General features: G+C 50.8%; 17 protein-coding genes. 8 read left to right on the top strand and 9 right to left on the bottom strand.

Features of this window, described 5'->3' with window-relative positions; genetic code table 11:
* Positions 1–8 precede the first annotated feature (8 nt).
* Positions 9–605: an NAD(P)H:quinone oxidoreductase gene (gene wrbA / locus ORD20_RS13920; RefSeq protein WP_103375309.1), complete on the bottom strand. Its 597-nt coding sequence runs from the start codon at positions 603–605 to the stop codon at positions 9–11.
* 235 nt (positions 606–840) lie between these two features.
* Here wrbA and ORD20_RS13915 point away from each other — a divergent pair, with 235 nt between their 5' ends.
* The gene (locus ORD20_RS13915; protein WP_158246241.1) at positions 841–1,434 is read left to right on the top strand and encodes an RNA polymerase sigma factor; all 594 of its coding nucleotides are present in this window, start codon (positions 841–843) and stop codon (positions 1,432–1,434) included.
* Positions 1,435–1,518: 84 nt separating this feature from the next.
* Here the strand turns inward: ORD20_RS13915 and ORD20_RS13910 are convergent, their stop codons facing one another.
* A complete protein-coding gene (locus ORD20_RS13910; RefSeq protein WP_103375307.1) occupies positions 1,519–1,785 on the bottom strand; it encodes a GntR family transcriptional regulator in 267 nt (88 codons plus the stop codon).
* Positions 1,786–2,061: 276 nt separating this feature from the next.
* Here ORD20_RS13910 and ORD20_RS13905 point away from each other — a divergent pair, with 276 nt between their 5' ends.
* Positions 2,062–2,676 (top strand): hypothetical protein, encoded by a 615-nt coding sequence (locus ORD20_RS13905; protein ID WP_146039026.1) that lies wholly within the window; start codon positions 2,062–2,064, stop codon positions 2,674–2,676.
* Here the strand turns inward: ORD20_RS13905 and ORD20_RS13900 are convergent.
* The gene (locus tag ORD20_RS13900; RefSeq protein ID WP_103375305.1) at positions 2,653–2,940 is read right to left on the bottom strand and encodes a hypothetical protein; all 288 of its coding nucleotides are present in this window, start codon (positions 2,938–2,940) and stop codon (positions 2,653–2,655) included. The genes ORD20_RS13905 and ORD20_RS13900 overlap by 24 nt on opposite strands.
* Before the next feature lie 288 nt (positions 2,941–3,228).
* Here ORD20_RS13900 and ORD20_RS13895 point away from each other — a divergent pair, with 288 nt between their 5' ends.
* The 4 genes from ORD20_RS13895 to ORD20_RS13880 all read left to right on the top strand — a co-directional run bounded on the left by ORD20_RS13895 (position 3,229) and on the right by ORD20_RS13880 (position 6,545).
* Positions 3,229–4,266 carry a hypothetical protein gene (locus ORD20_RS13895; RefSeq protein ID WP_430626727.1) on the top strand — a complete coding sequence of 346 codons (1,038 nt, stop codon included), beginning with the start codon at positions 3,229–3,231 and terminating at the stop codon, positions 4,264–4,266.
* 295 nt (positions 4,267–4,561) lie between these two features.
* A complete protein-coding gene (locus ORD20_RS13890; protein WP_103375302.1) occupies positions 4,562–5,293 on the top strand; it encodes a dTMP kinase in 732 nt (243 codons plus the stop codon).
* 2 nt (positions 5,294–5,295) lie between these two features.
* Positions 5,296–5,979 carry a dTMP kinase gene (locus tag ORD20_RS13885; protein ID WP_103375301.1) on the top strand — a complete coding sequence of 228 codons (684 nt, stop codon included), beginning with the start codon at positions 5,296–5,298 and terminating at the stop codon, positions 5,977–5,979.
* Between the two features lie 17 nt (positions 5,980–5,996).
* Positions 5,997–6,545, top strand: coding sequence for an HD domain-containing protein (locus tag ORD20_RS13880; RefSeq protein ID WP_103375300.1), 549 nt, complete (start codon positions 5,997–5,999; stop codon positions 6,543–6,545).
* On the opposite strand, the gene ORD20_RS13875 is transcribed toward ORD20_RS13880, so the two are convergent.
* The gene (locus ORD20_RS13875) at positions 6,528–7,943 is read right to left on the bottom strand and encodes an NAD-dependent malic enzyme (RefSeq protein ID WP_242968474.1); all 1,416 of its coding nucleotides are present in this window, start codon (positions 7,941–7,943) and stop codon (positions 6,528–6,530) included. The two genes, ORD20_RS13880 and ORD20_RS13875, sit on opposite strands and share 18 nt — an antisense overlap.
* A gap of 153 nt (positions 7,944–8,096) precedes the next feature.
* On the opposite strand from ORD20_RS13875, the gene ORD20_RS13870 reads away from it, so the two are divergent.
* Positions 8,097–8,432 carry a sigma factor gene (locus ORD20_RS13870; protein WP_430626726.1) on the top strand — a complete coding sequence of 112 codons (336 nt, stop codon included), beginning with the start codon at positions 8,097–8,099 and terminating at the stop codon, positions 8,430–8,432.
* Here ORD20_RS13870 and ORD20_RS13865 read toward each other — a convergent pair.
* Positions 8,384–9,115, bottom strand: a complete 732-nt coding sequence (locus ORD20_RS13865; RefSeq protein ID WP_430626272.1) for a COX15/CtaA family protein — start codon at positions 9,113–9,115, stop codon at positions 8,384–8,386. The two genes, ORD20_RS13870 and ORD20_RS13865, sit on opposite strands and share 49 nt — an antisense overlap.
* Positions 9,116–9,293: 178 nt before the next feature.
* The gene (locus ORD20_RS13860) at positions 9,294–11,258 is read right to left on the bottom strand and encodes an acetoacetate--CoA ligase (RefSeq protein ID WP_103375297.1); all 1,965 of its coding nucleotides are present in this window, start codon (positions 11,256–11,258) and stop codon (positions 9,294–9,296) included.
* Between the two features lie 185 nt (positions 11,259–11,443).
* Between ORD20_RS13860 and ORD20_RS13855 the strand changes: the two genes are divergently transcribed.
* Positions 11,444–12,322 (top strand): DMT family transporter, encoded by an 879-nt coding sequence (locus ORD20_RS13855; RefSeq protein WP_158246240.1) that lies wholly within the window; start codon positions 11,444–11,446, stop codon positions 12,320–12,322.
* 68 nt (positions 12,323–12,390) lie between these two features.
* On the opposite strand, the gene ORD20_RS13850 is transcribed toward ORD20_RS13855, so the two are convergent.
* From ORD20_RS13850 to ORD20_RS13840, 3 genes are all read right to left on the bottom strand, one after another.
* On the bottom strand, positions 12,391–12,666 hold the full coding sequence (locus ORD20_RS13850; RefSeq protein ID WP_103375515.1) for a YciI family protein: 276 nt from the start codon (positions 12,664–12,666) through the stop codon (positions 12,391–12,393).
* A gap of 171 nt (positions 12,667–12,837) precedes the next feature.
* Positions 12,838–13,470, bottom strand: a complete 633-nt coding sequence (gene spoIIM / locus ORD20_RS13845; RefSeq protein ID WP_103375295.1) for a stage II sporulation protein M — start codon at positions 13,468–13,470, stop codon at positions 12,838–12,840.
* A gap of 34 nt (positions 13,471–13,504) precedes the next feature.
* Positions 13,505–14,251 (bottom strand): helix-turn-helix domain-containing protein, encoded by a 747-nt coding sequence (locus ORD20_RS13840; RefSeq protein ID WP_158246239.1) that lies wholly within the window; start codon positions 14,249–14,251, stop codon positions 13,505–13,507.
* Positions 14,252–14,262: the final 11 nt, after the last annotated feature.

Below are 14,262 nucleotides of genomic sequence, written 5' to 3'. Positions count from 1 at the left end.
CCATGATGTTAGCTGATCAGTTTTCCCGCCACCATAGCGAGCCGTTCACCCAAAAGCAAACCGACAGAGCGCTCATCGTCGGACAGTTCTGGTTTGTTGCCTAGTTCCGTGGGACCATAAGGACTCCCGCCTGTCTGGGTGCCATGGACCGCTGGGCTAAGGTATCCCGTCGGCACAATCACCATCCCGTGATGGTACGCAAAAGTTGACATCGTGAGAATTGTGCTTTCATGGCCTCCATGCATGGTTGCAGCTCCGGTGAAAAACCCTGCCGCTTTCCCCGCTAATTGCCCTTGAGCCCACAACGGGCCGGTTTGATCTAAAAAGTTTTTCAGCTGCGCCGCCATGTTCCCATAACGTGTTGGAGATCCAAAGGCAATTCCGTCTGCCCAAGTCAAATCCTCTAATACTGCAACCGGAACATCTTTTTGGGCCTCTAACGCTTGTTTAATGTTCTCGTTGGATTCAATGACTTCCAGAGGCAGAAGATCAGGAACGCGCCGCAAGCGCACCTCGGCCCCTGCTTGCCGCGCGCCTTCGGCCACGGCTTGCGCCAAGTGATACACAGACCCTGTCATTGAGTAATAAATCACGCTAATTTTCAAGTGGTCACAATCCTTTCGTATCGTGATGAGAGTTATTAAGACGCCTGAATAACGTCTACATACGTTAGACGAATTTGCCCGTAAAAAGATACCCTCTCATCTTGTGCTAAAAAGTTTCTTTTTAATCCTCAAGCTCGTGAAATGAAGAATATGCGAAGATTGTACTGTTGCCGCTGGATATTATAGAATGTATAGTAACGTAAAGTTTCAGGCACTGATGATGGAGGCCCCTTACATGACCGATTGGGAACTCATTCAACAATATCGCCAGGGCACTACCAATGCCCTGGGAGAGCTCTTTGACCGACACCAAGGGCAACTGTACCGGCTGGCCCAGCGGATGCTGGGCAATGCCGATGAGGCAGAGGATGCCGTATCAGAAATTTGGATGCGTGTCATGAAGCACATACCGCAATATCGACACGATGCACAATTTAGTACATGGCTCTACCGGCTGGCCATCAATTACCTTATTGACACGTCCCGAAAACGGGTTCGCGACTCCCTGCTTTACATCAACTCCGAGATGCGAATCCCTAGCTCCGAAGACCCCGACCTCCATTGTGAGAAGAGGTTTCAAAGCGCGCTGGTACATCATGCTTTGGGCCAACTTTCTCCGACACAACGGATGCTCATTATTATGCGCGATCTCGAAAACATGCCTCTAAAGGAAATGGCCTCGGCATTAGATATTCCCCTAAGCGCCGTCAAGTCGCGCCTACGCCGCGCCCGTCAGGCTTTTAAACGCATTGCTTCCCAAGATCAACGCATTCCCGGTCAAGAAGCCGTTGGCACCGCACGATTGACATACCAGGGATTCTTGCAATAAATCGCCCGACGAGAAGGCTGCCTTGGTACACGTTAGGCAACCTTCTCGTCGGGCAGTCGTCCTAATTGTCGCAATTACACACCGTTACAAACGCCGACGGGTCAGACTATATTCCAAGTCCTGTAACGTCTGCGTCGTTAAAGCCCTCACTTGAACCGTGTCGGAAGTCGGCCAGGATACCAATCCCATTGTCGTTAGTATCCGCATGGCTTGCTTTAAAACCTTAAGCGAAATACCTAATTCTTTCGCTTCTCGATCTAACACGATGGTGGCCCCAACCGGCAGACGTTTGGTGATAATGGCGTCCCGATACCGAGACGCCACAGTACTTGGGTTATCAACAAGGCTCATAGGAATTCGTCCTTTCGTTAGTTAAAAAGATATCCATCATCGATTATCAATCTTCCCATATGACATCATAATGAGTTCGAGTCCAAGCGCCGTGGGTTCCATTAAATATGCAATAGTCCGACGTTTGCGTCAAGCCCAGTAGATAACAAAGAAGCAGCCATGGTTTCCCGCCCACGACAAATGGATATAATTAACACAAGGCGAATCACCACGAATGGGGTTGAACAGTGTATGATGTTACCGGTCAAATGAACAGTGGGCCACGAGGAGGTTAGGATGATGTCTGAAATAGAACCCGGCAGCCGCGCGTTGACCGAAGCACCGCAAAAAGAGGCGACACCGAAGGGGCTGAGAATCTCATGGCCCCAATGGTATTGGCCATGGTGGGTATTACTATCTTTAGCTGTAGTCGCATTAATGGCGGCATCGTATTTTGCTGGAATGCTAACGACCGTCTCTCATGCGCATACCCTGCTCTCAAGTTTACACCAACAGCTACAACAAGTGGCTCAGGAAAAAGCTCAACTCCATAAACAAGCCGAGGCTTTAGGCGTATTGCATGAATGGCAAACGGGCCACTGGAACTCCCCTCTCATCTGGTCGGTCTTCGTTCCTCAATGGGCGTGGTATCTAAGTGGGATCGTCACAGGAAGTTTTCTCGTTACCGGATTGCGGTACAAGCGAAACCGTCGCCATGTTCCCTCCCATATGTCGATGCCCGAAGAGTCTCGTGATTCTGTTATTCCAAGCCGTCGCCCCGCCTCTCATCATCACTGGACCCATGAACTAGTAGGGTTAGTGCTGTGGGTGGGCATCATTGCTGCCCTAGGATTTTTTATTGTCCACGGTAGGGACACCCTAGGGGTCTCATTCCCCTCCTTGCATTTGTGATGCCCGGTAACGCTCGATATCCTGTCGGCGACTACGTAAAGAGGCTGCAAGAGCCGCCACCATCACTGCAACCCCCACCAGTTCCGCTACCATCACCATCCACAAAGACAGACGCCCCCCAATGGTCATAAACAATGCCCAATATCCGCCACCCAATACCACCAGAGTAATAAGGCCCGCCGCCCGAAACCACCATATGGTCTTTTTCGAATAAGGGGCTGCTTCTTTGAGCATGTCGATATACTGTTGCTGCCTATGATTCATGTATCGTCTCCTGCCTTTCCTACCGTTGCTTGCTTATTATATCCCATTGCTCACGGGAAGAGCCTAAGGGTCGATATCAGGCATTGGGCTACCCTTTTGGATAACCATGTCACCGCCCTGCGTTATCCAGCCGTCTCCAAAATTTAAGGGGGTAACGGCTCATATGTGCAAGTCCTGCGCCTCTTTCGCTTATAATATAGGTCAGTATGCTATCCATGATGGGGGGCTTTAGCCATCGACGAATCTTTACTCGCCATTATCGACATTGGTTCAAATTCTGTGCGTCTTATGGTTGTTCGGCGCTTTGGGCCAAACCTGGCCGCAATTATTGATGAGCAAAAAGCCACGCCACGGCTGGCTTTAGCTAAAGATGCAGATGGCTTCCTCACGCTGGATGGTTTTTCGCGCCTCGTGCAATCCTTACAGTATTTCCGGGACATTGCCCAATCCTATCACGCCGACCCCATCATCGTGCGAGCTACCGCCTCGTTGCGTAATCTGGCAAATCAACAACAAGTGATCCAAGAGATTCAACGTCAAACAGGCTTAGAAGTCGTCGTGCTATCGGGAGAAGATGAAGCCCAAATTGGTTTCCGAGCGGTTCAGTCTAGCATTTGCTTAACACAAGGCTGGACCGTGGATGTCGGAGGTGGAAGCACCGAAGTTGTAACGTTCAATGAGGGGAGACTGGTCCATCAAGAATCGTTTCCATTTGGCGCCGTGTCCCTCGCCTCTCGTTTTCCGGTGTATAAAGATCTCCAAGGCTGGATTCACCAGCAATTCGCATCTGCCAAATGGTTGCCCCGAATGCCCTTACAGGGCATCGCTTTAGGGGGAAGTGCCCGGGTTCTAGCCCGAGCACTCCAAGAAGAGATGGATTATCCTCTGAGGCAAGTGCATCACTTCTCGGTGCCGACGGTAGTGATTGAAACATGGTTAAATAACATTGCCACCATGACTCCCGATCAAAGAAGAAAAGTGGCGCATATCCCCAAAGACCGCGTTGATATTATTGTTCCAGGAATCGCTATTATTTTGGCCTTGCTCCAAATCACTCAAACGGATCAGTTAACCATCAGTGGATTTGGACTCCGCAATGGTCTACTCTTAGATTATTTGGGATCCGAGCCGGCGCCCGTTTTTTCATCAATCGCCTTGAATAGCGCCTTGACCGTAGCATTGCGCAATGAATGGCCCTTGCATTTGGCCATGCATCTTCAAGAACGGGTGGCCGAATTGGGACAGGCTGTGCAATCGATATTAGGATGGACTCCCCGCGCCGTGGAATTGGCCCGGACAGCGGCTTTGCTCCGCGCCGCCACGTAAAGATGGATCGGCTTCGGTTCTGTCTCAGGCGTGGGAAGTCGTGTCACTCCTCTTGGGCTTTCACTCAGTGAATGACCCTGTAATTAATTCCGGCTCCCACGTCTTCCATACCGCACGTCAAGCGGAACGAAGGATTGGCCGGACCTAGACCCTGAGAGACATGATAGGGTTTGCTCACGTGATAACGGCAAAGGAAGACCGCTTAAGAGGGAACCGAAGTGAAAGACCTTGAAATACGGCACGACGGTAAGAAAACAAGACAAAACATTGAGGTAGGAGTGACAGCACGTTGACAATGGATCACAATGCCTTTCGCGGCCACTTAATTGTCGCGGAAGGTACCGATGGGTCAGGAAAAAGCACAGCAATGAGCCTCCTAGATAGTTGGCTGACTGCTCAAGGCATCCCCGTTTACCGTACCGCTTGGAATAGTTCATCCTTTATCAAACCCATCATGCGCCATGTCAAAAAGAAAGAGTGGTTAAGTCCTGCAGCGTTCAGTCTCCTCCACGCGAGCGACTTTTATGACCGATATCATCGCCTCATCCTTCCCCGTCTTGAGGCCGGCTATGTGGTCCTAGCGGACCGCTGGGTCTATACGGCATGGGTCCGTGATACCGTTCGAGGGCTTGACTTGCCTTGGGTCCAATCCCTGTACCAAGGTGTTCGCGAGCCCGACTTGGCGATTTATTTTTCGGCCCCTCCTGATGTGGCCATTTCACGCATCAAACACGCCGCCCGCGAATTGAAATATTACGAGAGCGGCCAAGATATTAGCGGGTTGCATGATAGATGGGCCAGCTTTTTGTGGTTCCAAGAAAAAATGCGGCAAGCATATCTCGCCTTGGCGGACCAAGGTATTCTTCAATTGTTTGATGCCACCTTATCGATTACCGATCAACAGAAAGTGTTACGACAGTGGTTGCGGCCTATTCTCGAATCCTATTGGCAACAGTCTGATTTCTTTCAAGCCCCAGCCGATGACACCACGTCGTCTATCACCTCAATTAAAAAAGGAGATTTTTAAACATGGGTAGACCGGTACGCACTGTAGCACCTCAATGGCCATATGTTGACACATATTACCCGGGCTTATATGTTGGGGTGGATGGTTTAGACGGTTCGGGACGTACCACCTTGGCTAATGAACTCCATCGCCAATTGCAGTCCCATGGCTACCCCTCTGTGGTAACAGGACCTTTTCCCAGTAAAAAGTCACAGACTCAAAATACCCTGAATAAACATGATCGACGCGTTGGGGACACTAGCCGCCATTTGCTCTATGCCAGTTTTCTTGCCATCGTGATGCATGAAGTCATTTTGCCGCATCTGCGGGCGGGATATATCGTCATTTCTGACAGGTCTTGGATTAGTCTTTACGCCCGAGCTACCGCTCAAGGTCTCGATAAAAATTGGGTGACGACCAGCCTCGGGTTTGCTTTACAACCCGATCTGGTCATAGAACCTGCTGCTACCCCGTTAACCGCTGCGCGGCGAAAGCTCGCGGGGGCCGAAGCGTTAGACCCATTGGAATCTGTAGGAGGTCGAAGTCAACTCTCCGGATTTATCGCGTTTCAAGAACAGATCCAAACCCTCTTAGCCCCGTTGCGGCAACAACTGCCCTGGCATGTGGTCGAGGACATTAAAAATTTGGATCAGATGGCTCGCATCATCCACCGCATTGAAGCCGAAAGTGAGGGATTGCCATCTTAGAGCATACGGAAGCCCTGATGAAACGTTATGCAGTTGGCGTGCCGCACGCGATACACGTCGCCCAATTGTCGTTGACGCTATTTGACCATCTACAAACATGCCTAGACTTGCCGCCTACGGAACCATGGCGAGACTATCTTGAAACGGCAGCGCTTTTGCACGATATCGGGTATTTCATTGCCAAACCCAAGCACCATCGACATAGCCGGTGGATCCTAACCTATACGTATGAGACCCAATCGTGGCGGCCTATAAGCCGCCAGTGGGTGAGCGACCTCGCGTATTTTCACCGCAAACCCTTAACGAACAAAAAGGCCCAATACCTGGCAAGCATTCCAGGCCTTGGACCCCTTGTATCAATTCTCCGAATCGCCGACGGCCTTGACCGCGCCCACCAACAATTGGTGACCATTGAACAGGTCACGTGCTCTGATAAAAATGTCGTGATTACAGTCCGGCATTTAGAAGATGCTGATTACAGCCATCTCATGGAGAAAAAGGCTGACGGTTTCCGGCACGCTTTTCACCGTTCTCTAAAAATCAAGCGCTTAGATGCGAGCTCCTGACGAACGCCGCGCCACATTATCCTTTTCAGCTGCTAAACTGACTGCTTCGGCAATTTTGTCCACCACGTTGCGGTTGAACACGCTGGGAATAATATATTCGGGTCCCAGTTCTTCCGGTTTTACCACCGCGGCTAACGCTTCGGCCGCCGCAACCTTCATTCCCATGGTCACAGTTCGCGCCCGAGAATCTAAAACACCCCGAAACAGGCCAGGAAAACATAGCACATTATTAATCTGATTGGGGTAATCTGAGCGTCCCGTAGCGACCACCCGAGCATACGCTTGGGCCACCTCGGGTTGAATCTCTGGCGTGGGATTAGCCATCACAAATAAAATAGCATCGCGCGCCATTTCTTTAATATCATCCGGAGTCAGCAAATTTCCCGCCGACACCCCAATAAACACATCGGCACCCCGCAAGAGTTCCCGCAAGGTCCCCGTGCGTTTATGGGGATTGGTTTTGCGCGCATATTCTTGCCATTGAGGATGATTGGGATACGACTGGCCGGCAACAATTGCGCCTTCCTTGTCGTACCCTACAATATCCTTCACCCCCATATGTAACAGCAATTCCGTGGTCGCTGTACCCGCCGCGCCAATCCCCGCAATCACAACCCGCATCGACGTCAAAGGTTTATTAACAACCTTCGCAGCATTGATCAAACCCGCTAAAATAACCGTAGCCGTTCCGTGCTGGTCGTCATGAAAGACCGGAATGTCCAAGCGTTCCTGCAATCGCCGTTCAATTTCAAAACACCGCGGAGCAGAGATGTCTTCAAGGTTGATCCCCCCAAAGGCGGGAGCAATGCGCACAACTGTCTCCACAATGGCATCCGTATCGGTCGTGTCCAAGCAAATGGGCACGGCATCGACGTTCCCCAGCCACTTAAAGAGCACCGATTTTCCTTCCATGACGGGCAAAGCGGCTTTCGGGCCCAAATTACCCAGGCCCAAAATGGCCGAACCGTCTGTCACAATGGCCACCGTGTTGCGCTTCATTGTCAACTGAAACGCTTTACTGGGATCTTCGGCGATGGCTTCAACCACACGCGCCACACCGGGCGTATAGACATGTGACAAATCAGCGCGCGTCTTGATTTGCACACGTGGCTTGATCTCAATTTTTCCACCCAAATGCATTAAAAATGTACGGTCTGAGACATTCTCTACCGCGACACCCTCTAGCTGGGATAACTGTTCAGTGAGACCTTTTAGCTGTGCCGCTGTCGGCATCAACACAGTCAAATCACGGATCGTTTTTTGGTCTTCCGCTCGAACTAAGTCCCATGCGATGATGTCTCCACCTAAATCGTCGACAAGTTCGACCACGTGCCGAAATGGCAAACCATCTCGTTGCATGATTAAGCGAATGATATACTGCACACCATTTTGAACCACATTCCTATCCCCCTGCGCCTCAAGGCTTTCGTTGTTTACTCCGTCTATCATAGCACGTCGTAAAACGAGAAGATGCTCGAAAATCCGACGATCAGCTTGAATGCGCGCCGCATTTCTCCCAGAACCCGAAAAACCACAGTTTAAGCGCCATCCATTGGACGGTATAATCACCAAAGGAGATCTTCGCACAGCACGATTAGGGAGGAGATCCGGATTTCGGTTCAGCATAAAGACGAACATCATGATGAGTTTTGGTTAATCGCCCGCGCTAAAGATGGCCAAGAAGAAGCTATCGCCCAGCTCATGAGTCGCTACGCCTCATTAATAAAAGCTACAGCCAGTCGTTATTTCCTACCCGGAGCCGAGCCTGAGGACGTTATCCAAGAGGGGTGGATCGGCTTTTGGCGCGCTATCCAGCACTTCGACGATGAGCGTCATGGCTATTTTGCCGGCGCCAAGCCTACCGCTGCTACCGCTGCTAACCGGTGAATAAAATCCAGTCCCACCAATCCAGAAAATCCTGGGAAAACTTTTCCATTACACAACGGCCATGACGGGCAGGCTTCTCCCGCTCCACGAAATGCCACATATGAACCCCAATAGATCGCCAAATAGGTATAAATCCACGTACCCCAAACCCATTTCTTTGTCGCTGACGATGTGTGGTGCCGAAAAGCAATACCCGCCTTGCGCCCTTTTATTTGGGCATCCAATTGAAAGAGAAATACCGTCAGCAACCCAACTCCCACCATGGCCAACAACCCGAAACCAAGATGTAAAGCCAGCACAGGTGGTGGATTCACAAACACCACTGCAAGCGCCCCGAGTGCCGATTGAACGACGATGAATCCAATTCCCACTAACGCAAAAACTTTAACCTCGATCCACTTTCCATACCGCACCAGCGCCCAGATCATAAAAATTGTCGCGATCAGAGCAAATCCCCCTACGAGTACGCGGTGGCCAAACTCGATCAGCACATGAATGTTACGTAGATTCGGGATGACTTGTCCATTACATAGTGGCCAATCTGGCCCACATCCCAATGCCGATCCGGTCTGCGTGTCCAAAAATCCGACCATGTTCACGATATACATCCCAATAGTCGCAATGACACCCAACCACTTTATCGACCGTGAAGGGGGGATGAATTGATATTGCTTCGCTGACATTTGTGCCAATCACTCCTTACGATAAGCCAGTAGACGCAGCACTTCACTTCCGCCAGTCTATCACAAAACGGCTCGAAAATTGGCGTCAAATCTTGTGCCACTTAGGACCTCTTGTTATCGCAGGGTATCTTTGCCATTTGTCTATCACTCTATGCAGCCATTCCCGGCAATTCTTAAATTATCCAATCTGCGGCCGGACTTGTTCGACCAGGTACGTGATGATCGACGGATTCTCCATGGCCCCTGGATTAAATGCTACTTGGGGCTCAGCGCCCAACAACAGCTTCTTAACAGGAATCTCCATTTTCTTGCCATTAAGCGTTTTAGGAATGGCAGGCACAAAGAAGATTCGGTCCGGCACATGGCGCGGAGACAACGCATCGCGCAAACGTCGCGTGATCTCACCAGCTAACGACTCGTTGGCTTGCTCGCCAGGGCGCACGACAACCATTAATATCAAGCCCTTCGCGATCCCCATGGCTGACAAGTCCACGACCAGGCTATCTAAGATCCTGTCATCATCCTCTACCACGCGATAAAACTCACTGGTGCCCATGCGGATACCGCCCCGATTTATCGTCGCGTCAGAACGACCGTAAATAACCACGCTACCATCGTCATGCACCAATATCCAATCACCATGGCGCCAAACACCTGCAAACATGTCAAAATAACTGGCACGGTAACGCGTTTTTGCGGCATCATCGCCCCAAAGGAACAAGGGCATGGACGGCAGCGGCTGGGTTATCACCAGTTCGCCAACCGCGTTATAAACCGCATGCCCCTCTTCATCAAACGCTTCGACTTGGGCCCCTAAATAGCGACACTGGATTTCCCCACTGCGCACTGGCAATGTCGGCACCCCACCCACCACCGCACTGCAGATGTCGGTTCCTCCACTGAGCGAGGTTAACCACAGGTCTGTCGAGACTTTTTGATAAACCCATTCAAACATCTCAGGCGTCAGAGGAGACCCGGTTGAACCAACGGCTCTCAGCATGGATAAGTCTAAGGACCGAACATCGACCTCTTGTTTTTGGCACAAACCAATATAGGCGGCGCTCGTACCTAAAAACGTTATGCGTTTCTCGGAAGCTATCTGCCATAATCTTCCAACCTGGGGATACGCCGGATTCCCATCATACAGAACAATGCTAGCCCCGACTAACAACCCGGAAACCACAATATTCCACATCATCCATCCTGTCGTGGTAAACCACATAAATCGATCTTCGGGTCCAAGGTCTAGATGAAAGGTCAATGCCGCCAAATGCGTGAGTAAGATCCCTCCATGGCCTTGCACGATGGGCTTTGGCAATCCTGTCGTCCCCGAAGAGTAAAGAATCCACAGCGGATGGCTGGCCTCAACGGCTTCAAAATCCAATGGTTCGGACGACTCCAGCAGATCATAATCCTCCAAACCATGGTCTAAGGATTGGTCGCGAAAAGTCTGCCGCACCATAATCGTATGGGTAACCGTAGGCAATCCCGTCTGCAAGGCGCGCACCACCGCACGCCGGTCATGGACCTTTCCGTTATAGCGATATCCATCCACGGCAAAAAGGATTTTCGGCTCAATTTGCTGAAAGCGATCTAAAACAGCTTGGGAACCAAAATCCGGCGAACAGCTCGACCAGATCGCTCCTAAACTCGCGCATGCCAGAAAAGCGGCCACCGTCTGGGGAATGTTCGGCAAGTAACCGGCAACGCGGTCGCCTACCCTCACATCCATAGCCTTTAGGGCACCGCGAATGCGGCTGACCTCAGTGCGCAATTGATCCCACGACCACGTCAGCTGGTCACCATTTTCCGCTTCATAGAAAATCGCTGGCTCTTCGCCTTGGCGCCTTAAACTATGTTCGGCGTAATTCAAGTAAGCACCGGGAAACCACTGGATATCGGGCATTTGCGTGCCCTTCAGAATTTTTGAAAAAGGGGTCTTGGATAACACGCCGAAATACTCCCAGACCGCTGCCCAAAACTCCTCCAAATGGTCGACGGACCATTGCCATAAATCTTGGTATTGAGAAAAGGTGAGATTTTTGTGCACCCTCAACCATTCTTCGAATTGCGTGACTTTTGCTTTTTCTATTTGGTTAGGTGAGGGGGTCCACAGGACTCGCCCCCGTTCTAATCCGTCCATTGTCCGCTCCCGTCCTTTCGTATTCCCTTCCATTATAACAAGGAATCGGAGAGCCACAGCACGTTAAAAGGGGTCAAAGCTTCATCCCCGTTGACAAGCCTGATACAATACAGCAAAGATGATTGCACTGAATGTTAGGGTTCTCGAAAACCCGTTACGCACACTGCCAAGGAGACCCGTTCGGAATGCCCTTGTATATTATTTTAATGCTGATGGCCGGAATCTCTTACGGGCTCGTCACGCCCCTAGCTAAACTAGGGATTGTCCATGACGTTCCTGTCGCATGGCTTACCCTCGCCCAATACCCTGTCAGCCTTATTATTTTTCATTTTGGAAAGACCATGACGTCATCCAAGGTCATCCCGCGGTGGCAAGACCATCTCACGATGATTGCGATTGGCGCATTAGGGGCTGGCGTATCGTTAACTTACTACCGCAGTTTGACATTTCTTCCGGGATCCATCGGTATTGTACTGCTTTTTCAATTTACCTGGATGCTCCCACTGCTATCAGGGCTTTTGCATCATCACTGGCCCACTCGGTGCCAACGTTACGGAATTGCAGCCGTTCTCGCTGGCACATTCTTGGCGGGCGGGATAGTCCGCGGAAGCCTACCCTTAGAAGGCTTTGCGTTAGGATTGGCTTCCGCCTTGCTGTATGCGCTCACTTTGCTTCTCTCAGGGCGTATAAACGCCGCAATTTCTCCCTGGTACCGATCTGAAATATCCCTCGCGTCTGGACTCCTTCTTATCTCCATTGCCTATCAGCCCTGGCACAATCTCCAGTGGGCCATAGACCCCTCGACATGGGTCTGGGGAAGCTTGATGGGCCTGTTTAGTCAAGCCATTCCCCTTCTGTTTACGTATATTAGCGCGCCCCAATTGCCTCCTGCCCTGACCGGGATGTTAGCATCGTCGGAGCTACCCGTGGCGGTCATACTGTCCGCGGTGTGGTTGAACGAAACGGTAAGCATTTGGCGTTGGATAGGGGTTGCTATCATTTTAGCAGGGATCCTCATAGGCAGCGTGCCACTCAAACGCCTGAAGCATACGTCGCCCCTTTAATAGAAAGAGTAGAAAGCATAGGGAGACAGCCACATCTCTTATGGCCAGCCTCCCACCAACGCTGATGGTTAAAACTTCTCTAAGTCTAACAATTCCCATTGCTTTACAACAACCGTACGCGCACCAGATGAGACAGCGGGGTCGGCTTCTGCCATGGTTACGGCATCCTCCAATGAACTTGCCCGGTACACGACCATCCCCCCTGAACGATCACCAAAGGGCCCGCCCCAAGCAACACGACCCTCTCGGAAGAGATTACCTAGGTACGCTAAATGCGCTGGACGATTCTTTTGATTCAAAGCCTCGTCGACAATGGTCAACCATGCGACATATAAATTCGTCATATTTACCTCTCCTAAGGCGATTGTATTTTTATCCAACCGCAGCGCACTCACTGGGTCTCCCCGCACAATAGCATACGCGCACAAGCCTGAGAAGTGTTTCGATTCAAAGTCAGTGACCAACAAAAAACCAGCCTTTTCAGGCCAGCATTGTTTCTCCATTAACATCCTTGTCTAAATGCCCCATCCACTCAATAGATGCATTAAGAAAGGAGCCGCATAGGCCTCTAGCGCTGTTCCCACCAACACGACAAAGCTCATGGCCACCACTAACGTCGTAAATGCCGCAAACCGTTGAGACAATGTGCTGCGAGCCGCTCGTCCTTTTGTGGAAATCAACTGCCACGAAAATCCTAAGGCGACTCCTCCTACGATAACGATGGCGGGAACAATAAAAACATTTTGCAAGCCCATGGTGATAGCAGCCAATCCGGCACCTTGCCAGTGAAAAGACATCAAAACAAAAGCGGCAGAAAACCCCAGCACGAAGCCTCGAAAAAAAAGAGCCACCATGACCAAAGGCATGCCTGCGACGGATACCCCTAACAGGTACAACAAACCCAACAATTTGAGATTCGCCGTCAACGCTTGGCGAAAGACCCCATGATACGTAGGCGTCGACGTCTGAATATCGATAAAATGCCGAAGATAACCAACCAGTGATAATTTGTCCGCTGGAGTTAACGTACCCACGGCCAAAACACCAAATAATATCCCGACCGCCATCGTGGCAACAGCAATATATACGGGCGTAAGATACTGCGCCAAATAATCTTCTAGGATGCTGGTTGGTGCCTCAGAATGCATAGGCTGTCCCTCCTCATACAGCCTATGCATTCACTTAGGAATCGAGACCCATAAGATCGGGAAGCGGCGACGGAACATCCCAACTATCTCGCTTCGGTTCCCACAGTGGCCGTGTGCCGCTTAAACGTTCCGTCATGCCTAATAACAGCATTTTGTCACCATCCGATAACCCGCCCCATAGGCGATTTAACGCTTGTGCAATTAAATCCGTGCTCGTTGAGCTGTCCGACGGCATATGCCATTGTCGTAATGACAAGTCTAACTCTTCTGCTAAATGTCCAATCAGCGCTGCACTGGGGACCATTCTACCTTGCTCTACGCCACAAATGGTTTGTTTGGTGACACCCACACGCAACGCCAACTCTCCTTCGGTCCAATGTCTTTCGCAGCGATGATAGCGAACATGTTGCCCAAATTCACCAATCAGACTAGGACAACCGACACGCGCCGCCTGTAGTTGGGCATGAAGAAACTGAGCCAATTCTTGCAACGTGGGTTCTTGACCACTTTCCATAAACTGATGCCAAGCGTTGGCCCCTAACTGCAACACTTCAAAAACTTTGGACAGTTTATCCTCACTAAGCACCGCATTCGCATGCTCAACCCGAGTAATGAGGACTTGCGATACACCAATGCGCCGAGCCAATTCCGTTGCGGTCAGACCGTGCTGCTCGCGTTCTTGGCGCAGCCACGCGCCGAAACGCTTGAGAAGACCTCCATCATGGTGCTTGGCGTCCAACAAACTTTGATGAATTTGTTTGATGTGTGGCAAGGACTCCACTGCCGAATGCC

This window comes from Sulfobacillus thermotolerans (genome assembly GCF_039623705.1).
Classification (GTDB): Bacteria; Bacillota; Sulfobacillia; order Sulfobacillales; family Sulfobacillaceae; genus Sulfobacillus; species Sulfobacillus thermotolerans.
The sequence above is the reverse complement of the archived record's forward strand: the minus strand, read 5'-3'. Positions and strand labels throughout refer to the sequence as shown.

What these genes read in the sequence shown, in the direction of transcription:
- spoIIM (WP_103375295.1), bottom strand. Translation starts at nt 13,470, where the DNA reads ATGCATTCTGAGGCACCAACCAGCATCCTAGAAGATTATTTGGCGCAG.
- ORD20_RS13915 (WP_158246241.1), top strand. Translation starts at nt 841, where the DNA reads ATGACCGATTGGGAACTCATTCAACAATATCGCCAGGGCACTACCAAT.
- ORD20_RS13900 (WP_103375305.1), bottom strand. Translation starts at nt 2,940, where the DNA reads ATGAATCATAGGCAGCAACAGTATATCGACATGCTCAAAGAAGCAGCC.
- ORD20_RS13890 (WP_103375302.1), top strand. Translation starts at nt 4,562, where the DNA reads ATGGATCACAATGCCTTTCGCGGCCACTTAATTGTCGCGGAAGGTACC.
- ORD20_RS13855 (WP_158246240.1), top strand. Translation starts at nt 11,444, where the DNA reads ATGCCCTTGTATATTATTTTAATGCTGATGGCCGGAATCTCTTACGGG.
- ORD20_RS13885 (WP_103375301.1), top strand. Translation starts at nt 5,296, where the DNA reads ATGGGTAGACCGGTACGCACTGTAGCACCTCAATGGCCATATGTTGAC.
- ORD20_RS13850 (WP_103375515.1), bottom strand. Translation starts at nt 12,666, where the DNA reads ATGACGAATTTATATGTCGCATGGTTGACCATTGTCGACGAGGCTTTG.
- ORD20_RS13860 (WP_103375297.1), bottom strand. Translation starts at nt 11,258, where the DNA reads ATGGACGGATTAGAACGGGGGCGAGTCCTGTGGACCCCCTCACCTAAC.
- ORD20_RS13880 (WP_103375300.1), top strand. Translation starts at nt 5,997, where the DNA reads ATGAAACGTTATGCAGTTGGCGTGCCGCACGCGATACACGTCGCCCAA.
- ORD20_RS13905 (WP_146039026.1), top strand. Translation starts at nt 2,062, where the DNA reads ATGATGTCTGAAATAGAACCCGGCAGCCGCGCGTTGACCGAAGCACCG.
- ORD20_RS13910 (WP_103375307.1), bottom strand. Translation starts at nt 1,785, where the DNA reads ATGAGCCTTGTTGATAACCCAAGTACTGTGGCGTCTCGGTATCGGGAC.
- ORD20_RS13865 (WP_430626272.1), bottom strand. Translation starts at nt 9,115, where the DNA reads ATGTCAGCGAAGCAATATCAATTCATCCCCCCTTCACGGTCGATAAAG.
- ORD20_RS13895 (WP_430626727.1), top strand. Translation starts at nt 3,229, where the DNA reads ATGGTTGTTCGGCGCTTTGGGCCAAACCTGGCCGCAATTATTGATGAG.